Origin of the sequence: Mycetocola sp. BIGb0189 (assembly GCF_024810155.1) — a bacterium.
GTDB classification, from domain to species: Bacteria; Actinomycetota; Actinomycetes; order Actinomycetales; family Microbacteriaceae; genus Mycetocola; species Mycetocola lacteus.
In genome coordinates, this window is sequence record NZ_JANUED010000005.1 from 308645 (window position 1) to 324755 (window position 16111).

Annotated in this window: 13 protein-coding genes; 7 read left to right on the plus strand and 6 right to left on the minus strand. The window is 67.0% G+C overall.

Annotation, left to right across the window (positions count from 1 at the left end):
* Positions 1–2: 2 nt before the first annotated feature.
* Both phnD and M2390_RS10225 read right to left on the minus strand, forming a co-directional pair.
* Positions 3–980, minus strand: coding sequence for a phosphate/phosphite/phosphonate ABC transporter substrate-binding protein (phnD, locus tag M2390_RS10220; protein WP_259178491.1), 978 nt, complete (start codon positions 978–980; stop codon positions 3–5).
* A gap of 46 nt (positions 981–1026) precedes the next feature.
* Positions 1027–1773, minus strand: a complete 747-nt coding sequence (locus M2390_RS10225) for an HAD family hydrolase (protein WP_259178492.1) — start codon at positions 1771–1773, stop codon at positions 1027–1029.
* A 142-nt stretch (positions 1774–1915) separates the two neighbouring features.
* Here M2390_RS10225 and M2390_RS10230 point away from each other — a divergent pair, with 142 nt between their 5' ends.
* Entirely contained in the window at positions 1916–2725 is an 810-nt protein-coding gene (locus M2390_RS10230) for an amino acid deaminase (protein WP_259178494.1), read from the plus strand.
* Positions 2726–2839: 114 nt separating this feature from the next.
* Here M2390_RS10230 and M2390_RS10235 read toward each other — a convergent pair whose 3' ends face one another.
* Positions 2840–4729: a phosphoenolpyruvate carboxykinase (GTP) gene (locus M2390_RS10235; protein ID WP_259178497.1), complete on the minus strand. Its 1890-nt coding sequence runs from the start codon at positions 4727–4729 to the stop codon at positions 2840–2842.
* A 129-nt stretch (positions 4730–4858) separates the two neighbouring features.
* Between M2390_RS10235 and M2390_RS10240 the strand changes: the two genes are divergently transcribed.
* Together M2390_RS10240 and M2390_RS10245 are read left to right on the plus strand one after the other, a co-directional pair.
* On the plus strand, positions 4859–6298 hold the full coding sequence (locus tag M2390_RS10240) for an XRE family transcriptional regulator (protein ID WP_121689339.1): 1440 nt from the start codon (positions 4859–4861) through the stop codon (positions 6296–6298).
* 7 nt (positions 6299–6305) lie between these two features.
* Positions 6306–7109 (plus strand): alpha/beta fold hydrolase, encoded by an 804-nt coding sequence (locus M2390_RS10245; protein WP_259178498.1) that lies wholly within the window; start codon positions 6306–6308, stop codon positions 7107–7109.
* 19 nt (positions 7110–7128) lie between these two features.
* On the opposite strand, the gene M2390_RS10250 is transcribed toward M2390_RS10245, so the two are convergent.
* The 3 genes from M2390_RS10250 to M2390_RS10260 are packed head-to-tail and all read right to left on the minus strand — an operon-like array spanning position 7129 to position 9945.
* Positions 7129–7905 (minus strand): ATP-binding cassette domain-containing protein, encoded by a 777-nt coding sequence (locus tag M2390_RS10250; protein WP_259178499.1) that lies wholly within the window; start codon positions 7903–7905, stop codon positions 7129–7131.
* The gene (locus M2390_RS10255) at positions 7902–8945 is read right to left on the minus strand and encodes an ABC transporter permease (RefSeq protein ID WP_259178501.1); all 1044 of its coding nucleotides are present in this window, start codon (positions 8943–8945) and stop codon (positions 7902–7904) included. Before M2390_RS10255 ends, M2390_RS10250 begins: the two co-directional genes overlap by 4 nt.
* 1 nt (position 8946) lies before the next feature.
* Positions 8947–9945, minus strand: coding sequence for a substrate-binding domain-containing protein (locus tag M2390_RS10260; RefSeq protein WP_259178503.1), 999 nt, complete (start codon positions 9943–9945; stop codon positions 8947–8949).
* A gap of 237 nt (positions 9946–10182) precedes the next feature.
* On the opposite strand from M2390_RS10260, the gene M2390_RS10265 reads away from it, so the two are divergent.
* The 4 genes from M2390_RS10265 (at position 10183) to M2390_RS10280 (ending at position 15487) form a co-directional block, all read left to right on the plus strand.
* Positions 10183–10803, plus strand: coding sequence for a hypothetical protein (locus tag M2390_RS10265; RefSeq protein WP_259178505.1), 621 nt, complete (start codon positions 10183–10185; stop codon positions 10801–10803).
* A 40-nt stretch (positions 10804–10843) separates the two neighbouring features.
* A complete protein-coding gene (locus tag M2390_RS10270; protein ID WP_259178507.1) occupies positions 10844–11845 on the plus strand; it encodes a MoxR family ATPase in 1002 nt (333 codons plus the stop codon).
* Positions 11846–11924: 79 nt separating this feature from the next.
* The gene (locus tag M2390_RS10275) at positions 11925–13142 is read left to right on the plus strand and encodes a DUF58 domain-containing protein (RefSeq protein WP_259178508.1); all 1218 of its coding nucleotides are present in this window, start codon (positions 11925–11927) and stop codon (positions 13140–13142) included.
* Positions 13143–13207: 65 nt separating this feature from the next.
* Entirely contained in the window at positions 13208–15487 is a 2280-nt protein-coding gene (locus M2390_RS10280) for a DUF3488 and transglutaminase-like domain-containing protein (RefSeq protein WP_259178509.1), read from the plus strand.
* Positions 15488–16111: the final 624 nt, after the last annotated feature.

A 16111-nucleotide genomic window follows, 5' to 3' on the forward strand; every position in this document is an offset into this window, starting at 1 on the left:
CACTACTGCAGTCCGAGGGTCTTTGCGGCACGGGCCACAACGTCGAGGGACTTGGGGTCGGCCGGGGCGAGCTTGGTGATCGAGTAGATGCTCTGCAGCACCTTGGATCCGGCTTCGGTGTTGGAGTAGTCGGCCAGTGCCTTGGCGATCTTGTCCTGGAGCTTGGGCGAGAGGTCCTTGCTCAGGGTCACGCCGTCGTTGGGGATTTCCTGGCTCAGGGCGAAGACCACAACCTTCTGGCCCACGTCCGGGGTGTCCTTCTTGACGATGTCGCGGGCATCCCAGAACGAGAAGCCGACCTCGGCGTCACCGTTGTAGACGGCGAGTACGGAGGCGTCGTTGGCGGTGACCGGGAGCTTGTTGATGTCGGTGTCGATGTTCAGTCCGGCCTCCTTGAGTGCCAGCATCGGGTAGATGTAACCGGCCGGGGATCCCGGGCCCAGAACCGCAACCTTAGCGCCCTTGATCTTCTTGATCTCGTCGAGGCCCGCCGGGCCCTTGAGGGCGTCGGCACCGTTGCAGTACAGCTTGCCGTCGCGCTCTACCGGCTTGTCCTTGCAGTACTTATCGGGGTTGTTGGTCATGAACTGGGCGGGGTAGCTGATGTTGCCGTTGCGCTCGGTCTGCAGCACGGTCTTGGCACCGTACTTGTCACTTGCCTGCCACAGCTGCAGCGAGGGCAGGAAGCCGATCTGAGCCTGGCCTGCACCCATCGCCTCGACGGCGGCCTGGTAATCCTTGGACACGACGCCGTGGACGGTGATGCCGAGCTCCTTGGTCAGGAAGTCGGTCAGCGGGGCGGCGGTGTCGACGAGGCCGGACTGGTCCTGCGAGGGAACCAGCGCGAGGGTCAGCTCGGTGGGGTCCTTGACGGCTTCGGGTGAGGCGGATGATCCGGAGCCGGCGTTAGCCGAACAACCGGTCAGGACGATGGCCGCGGCACCGATCAGGGCCAGGGCGCTCAGGGACTTCTTCAGCATGGTTATGCCTTCCAATATGGGGGTGTGAGAGGGAGGGGGTAGAGGTTTAGTGAGCGGCGATGAATTCGCCGCGGGCCCAGGCGAGCATCTCGGGGTAGAGGCTCTCCAGGCGTTCGGCCGCGAGGTCGGGGGTGGCCTCGGCGGGACGCCGGGTGCCGACCAGGGCCGTGTGGTGGCCGCGCTCGCGAATCGGGGCGAGGTCGTTTTCCCAGATGTCGCCGATCGAGAGGACCGGTCCGCGTTCGGCCGCGGCGGCCGATTCGGTGGCGGAGGCGTTCTGGTCCCTGGCCTCGGCGGTGAATCGCTCGGGCAGCGGGCTGGCACCCAGCTCATCGAGGATGGCCGGGAACCCGGCGGGTTTGCCGGCCTGGGTGACAACCCGGTCGAACAGCGGCGCGAGGCCCAGGGTCTGCAGGACCCGGTCGATGCCCGCGGCGGGGGCGTTGGTGACCAGGACGATCTCGGCGTGGGTCCGGGCCTGTTCCAGGAATTCCCGGAATCCGCGCGGGGCGAGGATCGGTGCCTCGGCTCCGCCGAGCACGCTGCGTGAGTGCAGGTAGGCGGCGGAGAGCTGCTCTTCGCCGACCCCGAGGAGGCGGGCGGCTCGGGCGACCCGGTCGTAGCCGTCCAGGGCTTCGGGATCGGTGTGCTCATCCAGGACCCGGGTCAGGAAGTCGGCGCGCTGTTCGGCGGGGATTCCGGTGGCCGCGGCGACGGCGTAGGCTCGAACCGGACCGGTGCCGAGGGCAACGGTGCCATCAAAGTCAAAAATCAGGGTGGGGGTGGGGATCACAATTCTCCTTGTGGACGATGCGTCCAGACTAAGAAGTTAAAATGGACGAAATGACCACGAGTGGGTGAACGGGTCGTGAACGTGTGACGGCCGATCGGCGTGAGCGGGCGGTCACCCAGCATGCTCCACCTAGCATGAGTTCATGAAGCACTTCTTCGGCACCGCGGCATCGCGCACCACCGCCCTCGCGCCGTCCCCGACCGACGGGTCCGCGGCGCACTCCACGCTGCGTACGAACCCCACGGACACCGCCGCCCTGCACGCCCATCTGCAGGACCTTTCGCTCCACCTCACCGCGCTGGCCGAAGCCACCCCGCTCAGCCTCGCCGAGGACCTCTTCCGCGTCCAGCCCTGGCTTGCAGACGCCCTGGATCGCGACCGCGCCGCCGGCGTCTTTGCCCACTGGGGCCGATCCACCGCGGTCGATGAGAACGTGGCATCCGCAGTGCTCGCCGCTCCGGTCCTCAACGTTCTGAGCGCTCGCGCCGGGCTGCCCGCCACCGCGCCCGAGGCCAACGCCGGTCTCCTACACGTATACGGCTACCTGTATGCTCCGGTGCAGACCCCCTATGGCACCAAACGCGAACGGTGGATCGACGGCGAGCTCGCCGGAGCGCTCGGTCTGCCGGCGACCCATTTCCGTCCCGAGGATGGAGAATCCACGCCTCTGGCCCGTCTCACCGAGGTGCTGCTGCCGCTGTTCTCGGGCGGTCCGCGCCGGGGCGACCTGCTGCGCCTGCGCGAGCAGATCACCCCGGATTTGGCCGCCCACACCCTGCTCTATCAGGCACGCCCCGGCACGGCCGGGCCCGCGGCGCTGGCCTACGCCCTCGAGGATTCCCGCGGCATCCACCTGGTCACCGCGTTCCCCTACGCAGGCTCGGCGGGCGAGCTGTGCTCGGTGCACGTATCGGCACCGCCGCGACTGCGCTACAACGCGCTGGCATCCTAAACACCACACGCCGGGCACCCTCCCCCTGGGTACCCGGCGTGATCGTGGGTTACACGCGTGCGGCGTCGCGGGCCCGGCGGACCCCCATCGCAAACACCCGAACCACTAACGCGATCATCCGAACGCCCGGGCGATCCGAATGCGCGCCTCGGCCAGCTGGCCCGAAAGCTCCAGCGGCAGCCGGTTTCCAACCCCGCCAAAGAACTCGGCCTCGCGCTCAACCTCGTAGCGCCACTCGACCGGGTCCACCGTCAGCAGCCGGCTGAGGCGGTCCGCGTCCAGCCCGTCCGCCGCAATGTCCGCAGCGAGCGGGACCGCACCGATGGCCGTCTCGTTCGCCTCGGCCTCTCCGGTGATACGTCCGGCGATCCAGGCCAAAACCCGCGCATTCTCGGTGAATCCCGGCCACAGAAATCCACCCTCGGCGTCGCGCCGGAACCAGTTGACCCGGTACATCCGCGGGGCCAGGTCGGGATCCAGCTGCTCGCCAATGCGCAGCCAGTGCGCCCAGTGATCGGCCACGTGGTAGCCGCAGAACGGCAGCATCGCGAAGGGATCACGGCGCACGATGCCGGTGGCACCCTCGGCCGCGGCCGTGGTTTCGCTGGCAATCGTGGCACCGAGGTAGACCCCGTGCGCCCATCCCCGCGCCTCGGTGACCAGGGGCACGGTGCTGGCGCGACGGCCGCCAAACAGGATCGCGTCCACCGGCACGGCCTCACCGATGTTCTCGGCGGCGGTCGGGCAGTGCTCGGCGGCCACCGTGAAGCGGGCGTTGGGGTGTGCGGCCGGGGTCCCCGTGGACGGATCCCAGGGGTTACCCTGCCAATCGAACAGCCCCGCGGGTGGCACGTCGGTCAGGCCCTCCCACCACACATCCCCCTCGGCCGTCAGCGCAACGTTGGTGAAGATCGTGTGCGCGGCCAGCATCTCGATGGCAGCCCGGTTGGTCTTGGCATTGGTGCCCGGTGCGACCCCGAAGAACCCGGCCTCGGGGTTGATCGCCCAGAGCCGACCATCCTCACGCGGCTGGAGCCAGGCGATGTCGTCGCCGAGGGTTTCCACCCGCCAGCCGGGCAGATCCGGGCGCAGCATGGCCAGATTTGTCTTGCCACACGCGGATGGGAATGCCCCGGCGATGTGAAAGGCACGCCCCTCGGGCGAGATCAGCCGCATGAGCAGCATGTGTTCGGCCAGCCATCCCTCGTCCCGCCCCTGAACACTGGCGATCCGCAGCGCAAAACACTTCTTTGCCAGCAGCGCGTTTCCGCCGTAGCCGGAACCGAAGGACCAGATTTCGCGGGTCTCGGGGAACTGAACGATGTACTTCTCCGGGTTGCAGGGCCAGGCCACATCGGCCTCACCGGGCAGCAGCGGCGCACCCACCGAGTGGATCGCGCGCACCCAGTCGGCACCGCGTTCGATCTCGTCCAGCACCGCGGATCCGGTCCGGGTCATGATGGTCATCGAGAGCGTCGCGTAACCCGAATCGGTGAGCTGCACGCCCACCCGAGAGAGCGGACCGCCCACCGGCCCCATGCTGAACGGGACCACAAACATGGTGCGTCCCCGCATGCTGCCGGCAAAGCGCGCGCTCAGTTCGGCGCGCATCGCGGCGGGTTCATGCCAGTTGTTTGTCGGGCCGGCGTCGGCGGGGTTCTCGCTACAGATAAACGTGCGGGATTCCACCCGCGCCACATCGTCCGGGTTGCTGCGGGCAAGGAACGAGTCGGGACGCAGCTCGGGGTTCAGCCGGATCAGCTTGCCCTCGGCAACCAGTTCGTCCTGCAGCGCGGTGACCTCGGCCGGTGTTCCGGTCCACCAGACCACGCGGTCGGGGCGGGTGTGCGCGGCGATCGTGGCGACCCACTCGGCGAGCGCCGCGGGCACACCGACGGCCGCGGGATACGTCACGGCGTCTGCGGCCCCGGCCCCGTCTTGGGCGGTGCCACGGACCGGTTCGGTCCCGGTTTGGGTATCGTGTCGCTGGTCGATCATCGTCATCTCACGGTCTCCTTCGGCCGAGTGGATGCGGTGTAAGTTTCACCACTAACCCCATCCTGAGGCGATAAATCGAAGAAAACGGCTGTAATTTGGTGTTAAGAACCGTGATTCTTTCCCTATGATGAAGAGATGACCGGTATCTCCGCAGATCTTGCGACCCTTGGCAAACGGATCCGACACTTCCGCACCGCCCGCGGCCTGACCCTCGATCAGCTCGGGGAATCGGTGGGCCTGGCCGGGAGTCAGCTCTCGCTGATCGAGAACGGAAAGCGTGAGCCCAAGCTCTCCTCCCTCCAGCAGATCGCCCAGACGCTGGGCCTCAATCTGGCCGATCTCCTCACCTCGGAGGCTCCGTCTCCGCGGGCGGCGCTGGAGATTGAGCTGGAACGCTCGCAAAAGCTCGGGGTCTTCACCGAGCTGGGGCTGCCGCCCATCCGGGTGACCCGTGGCCTGGCCGACGACGCCCTGGCCTCGATCGTCGGTCTGCACCATGAGCTTCAGCGTCGCGCGACCGAGGCGGTGGCCACCCCCGAGGAGGCCCGCCGGGCCAACACCGAGCTGCGCGAGAAGATGCGGGCGGTGGATAACTACCTCCCCGAAATCGAGAAGATCGCCGAGGAACGGGTGCGCGCCAGTGGCCACGTGGCCGGCGCGATCACCCACCGCACGGTGTCGATCATGGCCCAGCAGCTGGGACTCGAGCTCATCTATGTCAACGATCTCCCCCACTCGGCACGCTCGGTGACCGACCTGGAAAACGGTCGGATCTATCTGCCCCCGGCCTCGATCCCCGGCGGGCACGGCCTGCGCTCAATGGCACTGCAGGCGATGGCCCACCGCCTGCTGGGCCACACCCGACCCACCTCCTACGCACAGTTCCTCCTGCAGAGGATGGAGATCAACTACTTCGCGGCCGCCTGCCTGATGCCACAGACCGCCGCCGTCTCCTTCCTCCAGGCCGCCAAGCGTGAGCGCAACCTGGCGGTGGAGGACTTCCGCGATGCGTTTGGTGTGACCCATGAGGCCGCGGGCATTCGCCTGACCAACCTGATGACCTCGCAGCTGGAAATGCCGCTGCACTTCCTCCGGGTGGATGAGCAGGGCGCGGTGGCCAAGGTCTTCGCCAACGACGGGCTCCCCCTCCCCTCGGACATCACCGGTGCCGTCGAGGGCCAGATCATCTGCCGACACTGGGCCGCCCGGGCCGCGTTTGAGCGCACCAACCGGACCACCGAGTTCTACCAGTACACCGATACCCCGGCGGGGACCTTCTGGTGTGCCACCCAGACCGGGTCCACGGATGCGGGTGAGTTCTCGATCTCGGTGGGCGTTCCGTTCAACCAGTCCAAGTACTTCCGCGGGCGCGAGACCTCGATCCGCGCGACCAGTACCTGCCCGGACGCCGCCTGCTGCCGCCGCCCGGCGAAGGACCTGGTGAACCGCTGGCAGGACAAGTCCTGGCCCAGCGCACGCCTGCACGCGCACATCCTTTCCCCGCTGCCCAGCGGCACCTTCCCCGGGGTGGATGATACCGAGGTGTACGAGTTCCTCGAGCGGCACGCGGGCTAGGTACGGCATGCTGATTCCCACCGAACCAAGCGTCCCGACCGAGTATGTCACCACCGCCGATGGGCTGCGCCTGGCCACCTATCGCTACGGGGATCCGAGCGATCCCACGGTGCTCGCGGTCCACGGCTTCGCCTCCCACGCCTTTTTGAACTGGGAGCTGAGTGGATGGACGCGTGAACTCACCCGCGCCGGTTTCTCGGCCCTGGCCTTCGACCTGCGTGGGCACGGATCCTCCGATGCCCCCGCCGACCCTGCCAGCTATTCCCTGGGCCTGTTTGCCTCGGATGCGCGCGCGGTCCTCGCCCACCACGGGGTTCCACGCGCCCACTATCTGGGCTATTCGATGGGCGCTCGCACCGGATGGCGACTGGGCCGAGAGAGCCCCGAACTGCTGCACGACCTGGTGCTCGGCGGCATGCCCGAGGGCGACCCGCTCACCACCTTTGATGCCTCCGCGGCCTATGCCTACCGCGACCACGGCACCCCGATCGCGGATCCGCTGACCGCCGGTTATGTCCGTATGGCCGAGGGGGTCCCGGGGGACCGTCTGGACGCGCTCATCGCCGTGGTGGAGGGGGTACGCGGCGGCGAGCACGCGGCCCTGGGTGCGGCCCCCACCCCGCCGATGCTGCTGGCCACCGGAGAGAAGGATGCGGTGGCACCGGGTAGCCGGGCCCTTGCCGCGGATGCCGGGGCGGAGTTTGTGGAAATCCCCGGCCGAGGTCACCTCAACGCCGTGGGTGCCCGCGCTTTCAAGGACGCGGCGGTCGAGTTTTTGCTGCGCCATCGCGACCAGCTTGAGGATCGCTAGCCCCGCGGAATAACCCGCGCTAGTCCTCGTCCAGCTCGCGCAGCAGCTCGTCCAGCTCGTCCCCGCCGGCCATCAGCGCGGTAATCCGCTCGATGCTGGCCTCCTCACGCGGGAAGGCACCGATGGTGCGACCGCGTCCCAGGATCAGGAATCGATCGGCCACCGGCATCGCGTGACGCGGGTTATGGGTGATGAAGATGACCCCGAGTCCGCGCTCACGCGCGTGCCGGATATGACGCAGCACGAGGGCCGACTGCTTCACCCCGAGCGCCGCGGTGGGCTCATCAAGCATGAGGATGCGCGCACCGAAGTACACGGCTCGGGCAATCGCCACGCTCTGGCGTTCCCCGCCGGAGAGGGTTCCGATGGGCTGATCAACATCACGCAGGTCGATGCCCATCCCGGCCAGCTCCCGCCGGGTGATCTCTCGCATCGTGGCAATATCCAGCCGACTCAGCGGACCCCATCCGCGGGTGAGCTCCTGGCCGAGGAAGAAGTTGCGCCAGATCGGCATCAGCGGCACCACCGCGAGGTCCTGGTAGACAGTGGCAATGCCGCGCTCCAGGGCCTGCCGGGGCGAGGTTAGCCGCGTGGGGATCCCGTCGATCTCCAGGGTTCCCGAGTCCGGGGCGTGGTTGCCGGAGATGATCCCGATCAGGGTGGACTTGCCGGCACCGTTATCGCCGAGCACACAGGTCACCGAGCCGGCGTGCACCTCGAGGTCCACATCCGTCAGGGAAATCACGTTGCCGTGGGTCTTGCCCACGCCGGTCAGCTTCAGCAGCGGGGCGTTCATCGGATCCTCCCTCGGGCCGCGCGGCGCTGCAGATAGACGTTGAACACGGTCGCGGCCAGGAGCATCGCGCCAAGGAAGAACTTCAGCCAGTCGGGGCTCCACTCGGCGTAGACCACACCCTTGAGCGCCATCCCGTAGATCAGTGCGCCGATCGCCGCGCCGATCGCCGAGCCGTAGCCGCCGGTCATCAGGCAGCCACCCACCACCGCGGCGATGATGTAGAGGAACTCGTTCCCGATGCCCTCCCCCGACTGCACGGTTTTAAACGCAAACAGCTGGTGCATGGCCAATAGCCAGGCGCAGAAGCCCACGCCGATGTACAGGCCGATCTTGGTGGCGCGCACCGGGACTCCCGAGGCACGGGCCGCCGCCGGGGCACCGCCGGATGCAAAAATCCAGTTACCCACCCGGGTGCGACGCAGAATCCAGGTGGCGATGATCACCAACGCGATCCAATAGAACACGGTGATCTTGATCGTAATTCCGAACACCGGCACGTCGGCGGCAAAGATCTCTCGGCCCAGCTCATAGCCCGGCGCGGCCTCGATCGAGGGGGTTGCGACCCCGCCGGTCAGCATCCGGGTGACACCGAGGTTCAGACCGGTGAGCATAAAGAAGGACGCCAGGGTCACGATGAAGCTCGACAGCCGGGTCCGGGTGAGGAGCCACCCGTTGAGCGCGCCCACGGCGAGCGCGGCGATCAGCGAGAACAGCACCCCCCACCAGATGTTGCCGCCAAACCAGTAGGCAATCAGCGCGGCGGTCAGGGCGCTGGTGGTCACGGCCACGCCGGCCGAGAGGTCCACCTCGCCGCCGATCATCAGCAGCGAGACCCCGACGGCCATGATGCCCACGGTCGACGCTCCGTACAGGATGGTGGCCAGCGATGCGGGCTGGGTGAAGACCGGCGATACCGCGGCGAACACCACAAACAGCACCAGGGCCGCGGCGAGCGCCCCGATTTCGGGTCGCACAAACACGCGCTCAAACAGTCCGCGTCCGCGCACCCGCTCGTCGAGAATCAGATCACCGGTACTCAAATTAGCGGGTACCGTTCTTGGCGAAGCCGGCAATCTTGTCGGCGTCGGCGGAGGTCAGGATCTGCGGTCCGGTCAGCACCGTCTTGCCGCCGCCGAGGATGTTGCCGTTGGTCTTGTACAGCCACAGGTTATCCAGCGCCTCATACCCCTGCAGGTAGGGCTGCTGGTCCACGATGAACGCGATCTTGCCCGCCTTCATCGCATCCACCGCATCGGCGCTGAGGTCGAAGGTCGCCAGTTTTGCCGAGCTACCGGCGTCGGCGATCGCGTCGATCGCGGTCATCGCGAACGGGGCACCGAGGGTGACCACATAGTCGATGTCGGGACTGGTCTGCAGCTTGGCGGTGATCGTGGAGGCCACGTTGGTCATATCCTGACCGTTGACGTAGAGGCGCTCGATGCTGCCGGTGAAGGTCTTGGCCAGGCCGTCGCAGCGGGCCTCATGACCCACGTTGCCCTGCTCATGCACCACGCACACGGCCTTTTTGGCACCGAGCTCGTCCAGCTTGGTTCCCGCAGCCTCGCCGGCGATGGTCTCATTCTGGCCGAAGTGGGCGAGCACGCCGAGGGCCTGCCAGGCATCCTCACCGGAGTTGATCGACACCACCGGAATACCCGCGGCCACGGCCGCCTTCACCGAGGAGGCGACGGCGTCGGGCTTGGCGAGGGTCACGATGATGCCATCAACCTTCTGGTCCACCGCCTGATCCACGAGCTGCGCCTGGCGGGCACCGTCGGGGTCGGAGGAGTACAGCAGTTCGGCATGGTCCTTCTTCGCCGCGGCCTCGGCACCCGAGCGCACGATGTCCCAGAACGTATCGCCGGCGCCCGAGTGGGTGATCATGGCAATTTTCAGTTCGGGTCCGGACGCGTCATCCTTCGCTGCCGCCCCGCCCACACCGGCGGGCCCCCCGCATGCCGCGAGGGTGAGAACGAGTCCGGCACCGGCAAGGGTGGTCAGGGCGCGGCGGGTCCAGGGGCGCAGGGTCACGGTGGGCATGTCCTTTAGTTAGGGGAGTCGAACGCGCGGGGCAAGACGCGTGCGGGGGCGTTTCGATCCTACCGTCGTGGGCACGACCGGCGACTCGATCCGGGATCCTCGGGTCATCCGTGCACTCCATCCGAGGCCATCCACGGCACGCCTCGATGTTCGTTTCCTGGAGGCTGACAGAAGTGGACGCTAGGATCGGGGCAATCCGAACCTATGCCGCGCGGTCGCGGCGGGAAGCGAGACCCCGTGGTGGACTCACGATACGACCCCGCATTCCAACGCGGGTATGCCGACTCGGCGGGCATCCGTGAACCCAAAAAATCCCAGGCTGAAACGGAAATCTCAGGCAACTTCGCCGCACCCGAGCCGCACCTTCCCGCACCTTCCTCGACGGCACCGGTAACGCGTACTCAGGAGCCCGCCCCGGCCGCGCGGGCCTCCGTACCCACCCCCTCGGTCCCGGCCACGCCGGCGGCCACACATGCCGGATCCCCCCAGACCTGGGGCCAGCCCCCGGAGGACTTCCTGGACGGTGCGGAATATGTGAAGCCCAAGCGGCGTCGAAATCCGTGGCTGATCACGCTCTGGACCGTGGGCATTGTTGCACTCGTCCTGGGTATCTACGGCGTTTTTGCGCAGAGCCTGATAAATCTGTCCGGCGGCTACTACCAGGAGTCCTTCCCGGACACCCCCAACCCCTGGGAACCCGTCCACGAAACGCTGCGATCGCTGTCTTATCCCTTCACCATTCTCGGCTTTCTCGGGGTCTTCGCCGCGCTAGCCGTCAATGCCCTGCGCTTTGACCGTATTCACGCTGTGCCGGTTCCGGCCCCCATCGGTCGCGTCTACCCCGAAGACCTCGGATGAACCAGCACCCCACCGGCCACGCCTACCCGGAAGATCTCACATGAACCAGCACCCCACCGCGTCACCCCCGCAGACCGCGGATGCCTTTCAGAGTTCCGCCGAGCGCATCCTGGAACGCGTAGAAACCGTCATCGATGGTAAACCCGAGGCTGCCCGGCTCGCGCTGATCGCGCTCCTCGCCGAGGGACACGTGCTCATCGAAGACGTGCCCGGGGTGGGGAAAACCGCGCTCGCCCGTGCCCTCGCCGCGAGTGTGGACTGCACCGTGGGGCGCATCCAGTTCACCCCCGATCTGTTGCCTGCCGACATCACCGGTGTGTCCATCTACGATGCCGGACGCGGGGAGTTTGAGTTCAAACCCGGGGCCGTCTTTGCCCATATTGTGATTGCCGATGAGATCAACCGAGCCTCCCCCAAAACCCAGTCGGCGCTCCTGGAAGCCATGGCCGAACGTCAGGTGACCAGCGATGGGCACACCCACGAGCTCCCCCATCCCTTTACAGTGATCGCCACCCAGAACCCGCTGGACATGGAGGGCACCTACGTGCTGCCCGAGGCTCAGCGGGACCGCTTCATGCTGCGGATCTCGATGGGATATCCGGATGCGGACGCCGAGATGAAGATGCTGCGCCAACGCGACACCAGCAACCCGCTCGACTCGATCACCTCGGTCATCAGCCGGGCCGAACTCGAACAGCTCATCTCCTGGGCCCAGCACGTCTTTGTCTCCCCGCTGATCGAGGCGTATACGGTGGCTCTGATCCGGGCCACCCGGGAACATCCGGACCTCAAGCTTGGTGCCAGCCCGCGAGCGACCCTCCAGCTGGTGCGCGCCGCGAAGGCCCGGGCGGCCCTGGATGGACGCGATTTTGTCCTCCCCGATGACATCGCCGCGCTGGCCATTCCGGTGCTGGCTCACCGTCTGATCCCGGCTCGACGGGGTACCGGCGAGCACGACGTCCACACCGGTACGGCCATCGATGAGATTCTGCGCGACATTCTTCGTGCCACCCAGGTCCCGCACTCGGGGCAGGTGATCTAGCATGGCACGCGCGCCGCGGCGGCACCCCCGACACAACGCGCGCTTCGCCCTCACGTCGCGAGGGTGGGGACTGCTCATCGTGGTAATCCTGCTCTTTGTGTCGGCCACCTCACTGGGCTCGGTGCAGCTCATGGCCGCCGGCCTGCTGCTTGCGGCACTGCTCCCCTTCGGGGTCCTCATTGCCCTGTGGCCGATCGGATCGGTGCGGGTCGAACGGGTGCACCCGATTTCTACGTTGACCGCGGATGATCGGATGCACATTCGAGTGCGTCTGGATGGCCCCGGTGCCCGTCGCGTGGCGGTCTCCGACTGGCACGATCTGCTTCCCTCGGCACTCCCCCGCGACGAGCTGGTGCCGGAGACACCCACGACCCGCGTGGTCCTGCCCGGCGGCGGATCGGCCTATACCGGTGGCACCACGGTTCGTGCCCAGCGCCGCGGTGTGCACACACTCGGTCCGGTCGAGGCACTCATCGGGGACCCGTTTGGCCTGGTCCGCGTGCGTCGGCATTTTGGCGGCACCGATCAGATCACGGTCCTGCCTCGTCCGGCCACCCATGTGCCCTTCGGAGGCCTGCGCACGCAGGGTGCGGACGGCCAGGCCGGTCGGGTCTCCAGGCGCGGCGAGTCGGGTCTGGACGATCCGATTCCGCGCGCATATCGCCCGGGGGATTCCATTCGTCGTGTCAATTGGCGCGCGAGTGCGCGTCACGGCGAGCTGATGGTTCGTCAGGAGGAGTCCACTCCGTCGCCGACGCTGTATGTGGTCCTCGATACCGATGCCGAGCACTGGTTCAGCCCGCCGGCGCGTGCTTCGTTTGAGCCCATGTATGAGTGGGCGGCCGGGGCACGCGATGGGTACGATCCGCTGTTTGAGTGGGCGGTCTCGCTTGCGGCCACCGCCTCGATTGACGCGGCCGCGCACGGTTGGCGTCCCGTGCTCTGCACCGGCGGCACCGTGGTGACCACGCGTGGCCGCGAAACCACCAGCGCCTCGGCCGAACCCGCGCTGCTGGCGTTGGCCCGTGCCGAACCCTCCGCCCACTCGGTGTCGGTGAGTGCGCTGCACTCGACACTCTCGCGACGGCATGCGGTGATCGCGGTTCTGGGTCGGGTGACTCCCGCGGTGGCGGCCGAGTATGCGGCGCTGTGCGCCAAAATTGATTCCGGTACCGCCCTGCTTGTCGCCGAACTTCCGATCGAGACGCGTTCGATCCTCGAGACGGCAGGATGGGTCTGCGTGGACATGCCCTCGCCGGAGCCCGTCCGGCTGCCGCGTGAGGGGGCGAAACGATGAGGCCCGAGTCCGTGCCCACGTCACGCCCACGAACGATGGACCGGCTCAGACCGAGTATCCAGGCCGTGGCAACCCTGCTCCTGGTGGCAACCGGTCTGGGTGGTTTCGGAAGCATCTTCCTGGGCACGACGTGGATCATGGTCCCGTTGGTCATCGCCACGCTCATGTACGGCGTCATCCTGGCCCTCAGATTCTGGATGGATCGCCCCGCCGCGCGCAGCTCTCGTGTCCTGCGCGCGGTGGTTCCGTGGGCCGCCGGCGCGCTCACCGGGCTCGCCGGGCTCACCCTGGCGTTCAGCCCCGGGAATGCTCTGCTGGGCATTCTTCCGCTACCCGGGACGCTGCTCTCATTTGGCTCGCTCACCTCGGCCGGGTTGGATGAGATGCTCTCGGGAGCTGCCCCGCTTCTCCCCGGCGACGGTTTCCGCTTTCTGATCACACTCGCCGTTCTGCTGATCGCCTTTGTCTCGGCGGCGCTGGTCCTCATCGCGGGCCTTCCGCTGTTCGCCATCCTGCTGTCGGTGGCCGTCTACGCGGCGCCTCAGCTGGTCATCACCCCCGGGCTGAATGTGGCCTCCTTCACCGCGTTTGCGCTCTCGATCCTACTTCTGCTGACGCTCACCCGCCCGGTATCCCCGTCCGCCGAACACGGTGGATGGTTCCGTCCCATCGCGATTCCGGTGGCCGCGATCGCGGTCATCACCGCGCTGACCGCCGCCCCCGCGCTCACCGCCACCGTGGGCAGCAAGCCCCTGGCGATCGGCAATCAGGCGGGGCCATTCGAGACGGGTATCAACCCGATGATCACCCTCGGCGACGACCTCCGTCGTGGTGCCAACACCGTCGCGCTGACCTATGTGACCACCTCGGAGATCCCGCTCTATCTCCGCGTCTTCACCATCGACGATTTGGATCGCACCCTCTGGCAGCCACGCCCCTTCGAGGCCGCGCCAAACTCCAGCGTCGTGGAGTTCCCCGCGCCTCCGGGCCTCGACGCGGAGACACCAACCGCCCGAGTCACCACCACAATCTCCATCGATTCCCTGTCCACAAACTGGCTTCCGCTGCCGTACGCACCGAATGCTGTAACCAACCTCATCGGCGACTGGAACTGGGAGCTGCCGGGGTTGGCTGCCTACAGCAACGAAACCAACACACGAGCCGAGCGATACACCGTCACCAGCACGCAGGTTGAGCCCAGCGCCGAGCAGCTACGCGCGGCTGCGCCGGGAAGTACCAGCGAGATCGATCCGCGGTACCGTTCGCTTCCCGATGATCTCCCGGCCTCGATCACCGCGGTCATGAACGAGGTGACCGCCGGTGCCACCACCGACTATGACCGTGCGATGGCGCTGCAGGACTACTTCCGCAACGACTTCACCTACTCCGAATCTGCCCCGGTAGAGAAGGGGTTTGATGGGTCGGCAGGCGAGGTTATCGCGAGTTTCCTCGAGCGCAAAACCGGATACTGCGTTCACTTCTCCTCCGCCATGACGGTCATGTCCCGGCTGATGGGGATCCCCGCGCGCATCGCGGTGGGCTATCTTCCCGGCACCGCCGATGGGCTGAACGATGACGGCCAACAGACATATCGTGTCACCTCACAGCAGCTTCATGCCTGGCCGGAGCTCTACTTCGAGGGTGCCGGGTGGATCTCGTTTGAACCCACCACGAGTCGCGGGGTCCCCGCGCAGTTTGCGCAGGCGGCTCCGAATCCGACAACCGCTCCCACCACGGCACCCACCGCCGCTCCTACCAGTGCCCCGAGCGCGGCCCCCGTGCCCACAGCGGCCCCGGCTCCGTCGGCCTCCAACAGCCCCACCCAGGCCCCCGGAGAGTCCTCCACGGGCACGGCGTCGACGCAGTTCGGCGTAACCGTGCTGGGTGTCCTCGTTCTACTCGCTTTGATCTTCGGTCAGGCTCTCGCCCGAATCTGGCAGCGCGAGCGACGCTATCGTCACGGTGCCCGTGCCGGTACCCCTGCGGGTGCAGCCTGGGCCGAGCTGGAGGCGACAGCTACCGACCTCGGGCTCGCCCCGATCGCGGGCGAAACAGCACGCGATTTCGCAGCCAGGCTCCAGGCCACGATGTCCACCGAGCAGTCCGGCTGTGCGGACCTCCTGCATGCGCTCGAGGGGGAAAGCTACGGCCGCGGCGCGACGCGGGCACAGGTTCAGGGTGCCGGAGGGGGAAGCTACGGCCGCGACGCAACGGGCGCACCGGTTCAGGGTGTCGGAGGTTTCCGGCCGATTGTGCGGGACATCGCCCGCACGCTGCGTGCCACCCGGCCCGTAACGGTTAGGCTCCGGGCGTTCTTCTTCCCGGCCTCCCTGCGCCGCGGATAAGTAGGGCGCGCGCACCGGGTACGCGCCCTACCCACGCCAGACACACCCTGCCCTCTCGCGGGCACACGCCTCCAAGCAGTACGTGCCGATACCGATACCGATACCGAGCCTCCCTGGCCTCCGCAACATACGTCCGCGCGGAAGCGGCCGGGCTCTCCTGACTCTGTCTGGAGCACTCGCAGGTGTTAAACACAAAACCCCACACGTCCCAGGCTTGGCAACGGTAACTCACCAACAGCCCGACCAGCACCTTAAACACCAAAGGCCTCGCCCCCGTTCAGGGCAAGGACATAGCCGCGGCAGCACACCCCACAGTCCGGGTTAAACAGTAAAAGCCTCGCCCTGTTCAGGGCAAGGCCATAGCCGCGGCAGCACACACCCCGCGAGCCGCGTTAAACAGTAAAAGCCCCACCCGCATCCAGGGCAAGGCCACAGCCGCGGCAGCACACACCACCGCCGGGTTAAACAGTAAAAGCCCCACCCCGTCCAAGGGTGAGGCCAACACTCACAACACTCAGCACCACAAATCATGCCGTTAAACAAGGAAAGCCCCGACCGTGAAACGGTCAGGGCTCTCAACCTGCAACACACAACATGTGTTGTAAAGAAGTCCGGCGGTGACTT

Excerpts from the sequence above, each read along its gene's own strand:
- M2390_RS10250 (WP_259178499.1), bottom strand. The coding sequence starts at position 7,905 with ATGAACGCCCCGCTGCTGAAGCTGACCGGCGTGGGCAAGACCCACGGC.
- M2390_RS10260 (WP_259178503.1), bottom strand. The coding sequence starts at position 9,945 with ATGCCCACCGTGACCCTGCGCCCCTGGACCCGCCGCGCCCTGACCACC.
- M2390_RS10230 (WP_259178494.1), top strand. The coding sequence starts at position 1,916 with ATGAAGCACTTCTTCGGCACCGCGGCATCGCGCACCACCGCCCTCGCG.
- M2390_RS10235 (WP_259178497.1), bottom strand. The coding sequence starts at position 4,729 with ATGACGATGATCGACCAGCGACACGATACCCAAACCGGGACCGAACCG.
- phnD (WP_259178491.1), bottom strand. The coding sequence starts at position 980 with ATGCTGAAGAAGTCCCTGAGCGCCCTGGCCCTGATCGGTGCCGCGGCC.
- M2390_RS10240 (WP_121689339.1), top strand. The coding sequence starts at position 4,859 with ATGACCGGTATCTCCGCAGATCTTGCGACCCTTGGCAAACGGATCCGA.
- M2390_RS10245 (WP_259178498.1), top strand. The coding sequence starts at position 6,306 with ATGCTGATTCCCACCGAACCAAGCGTCCCGACCGAGTATGTCACCACC.
- M2390_RS10270 (WP_259178507.1), top strand. The coding sequence starts at position 10,844 with ATGAACCAGCACCCCACCGCGTCACCCCCGCAGACCGCGGATGCCTTT.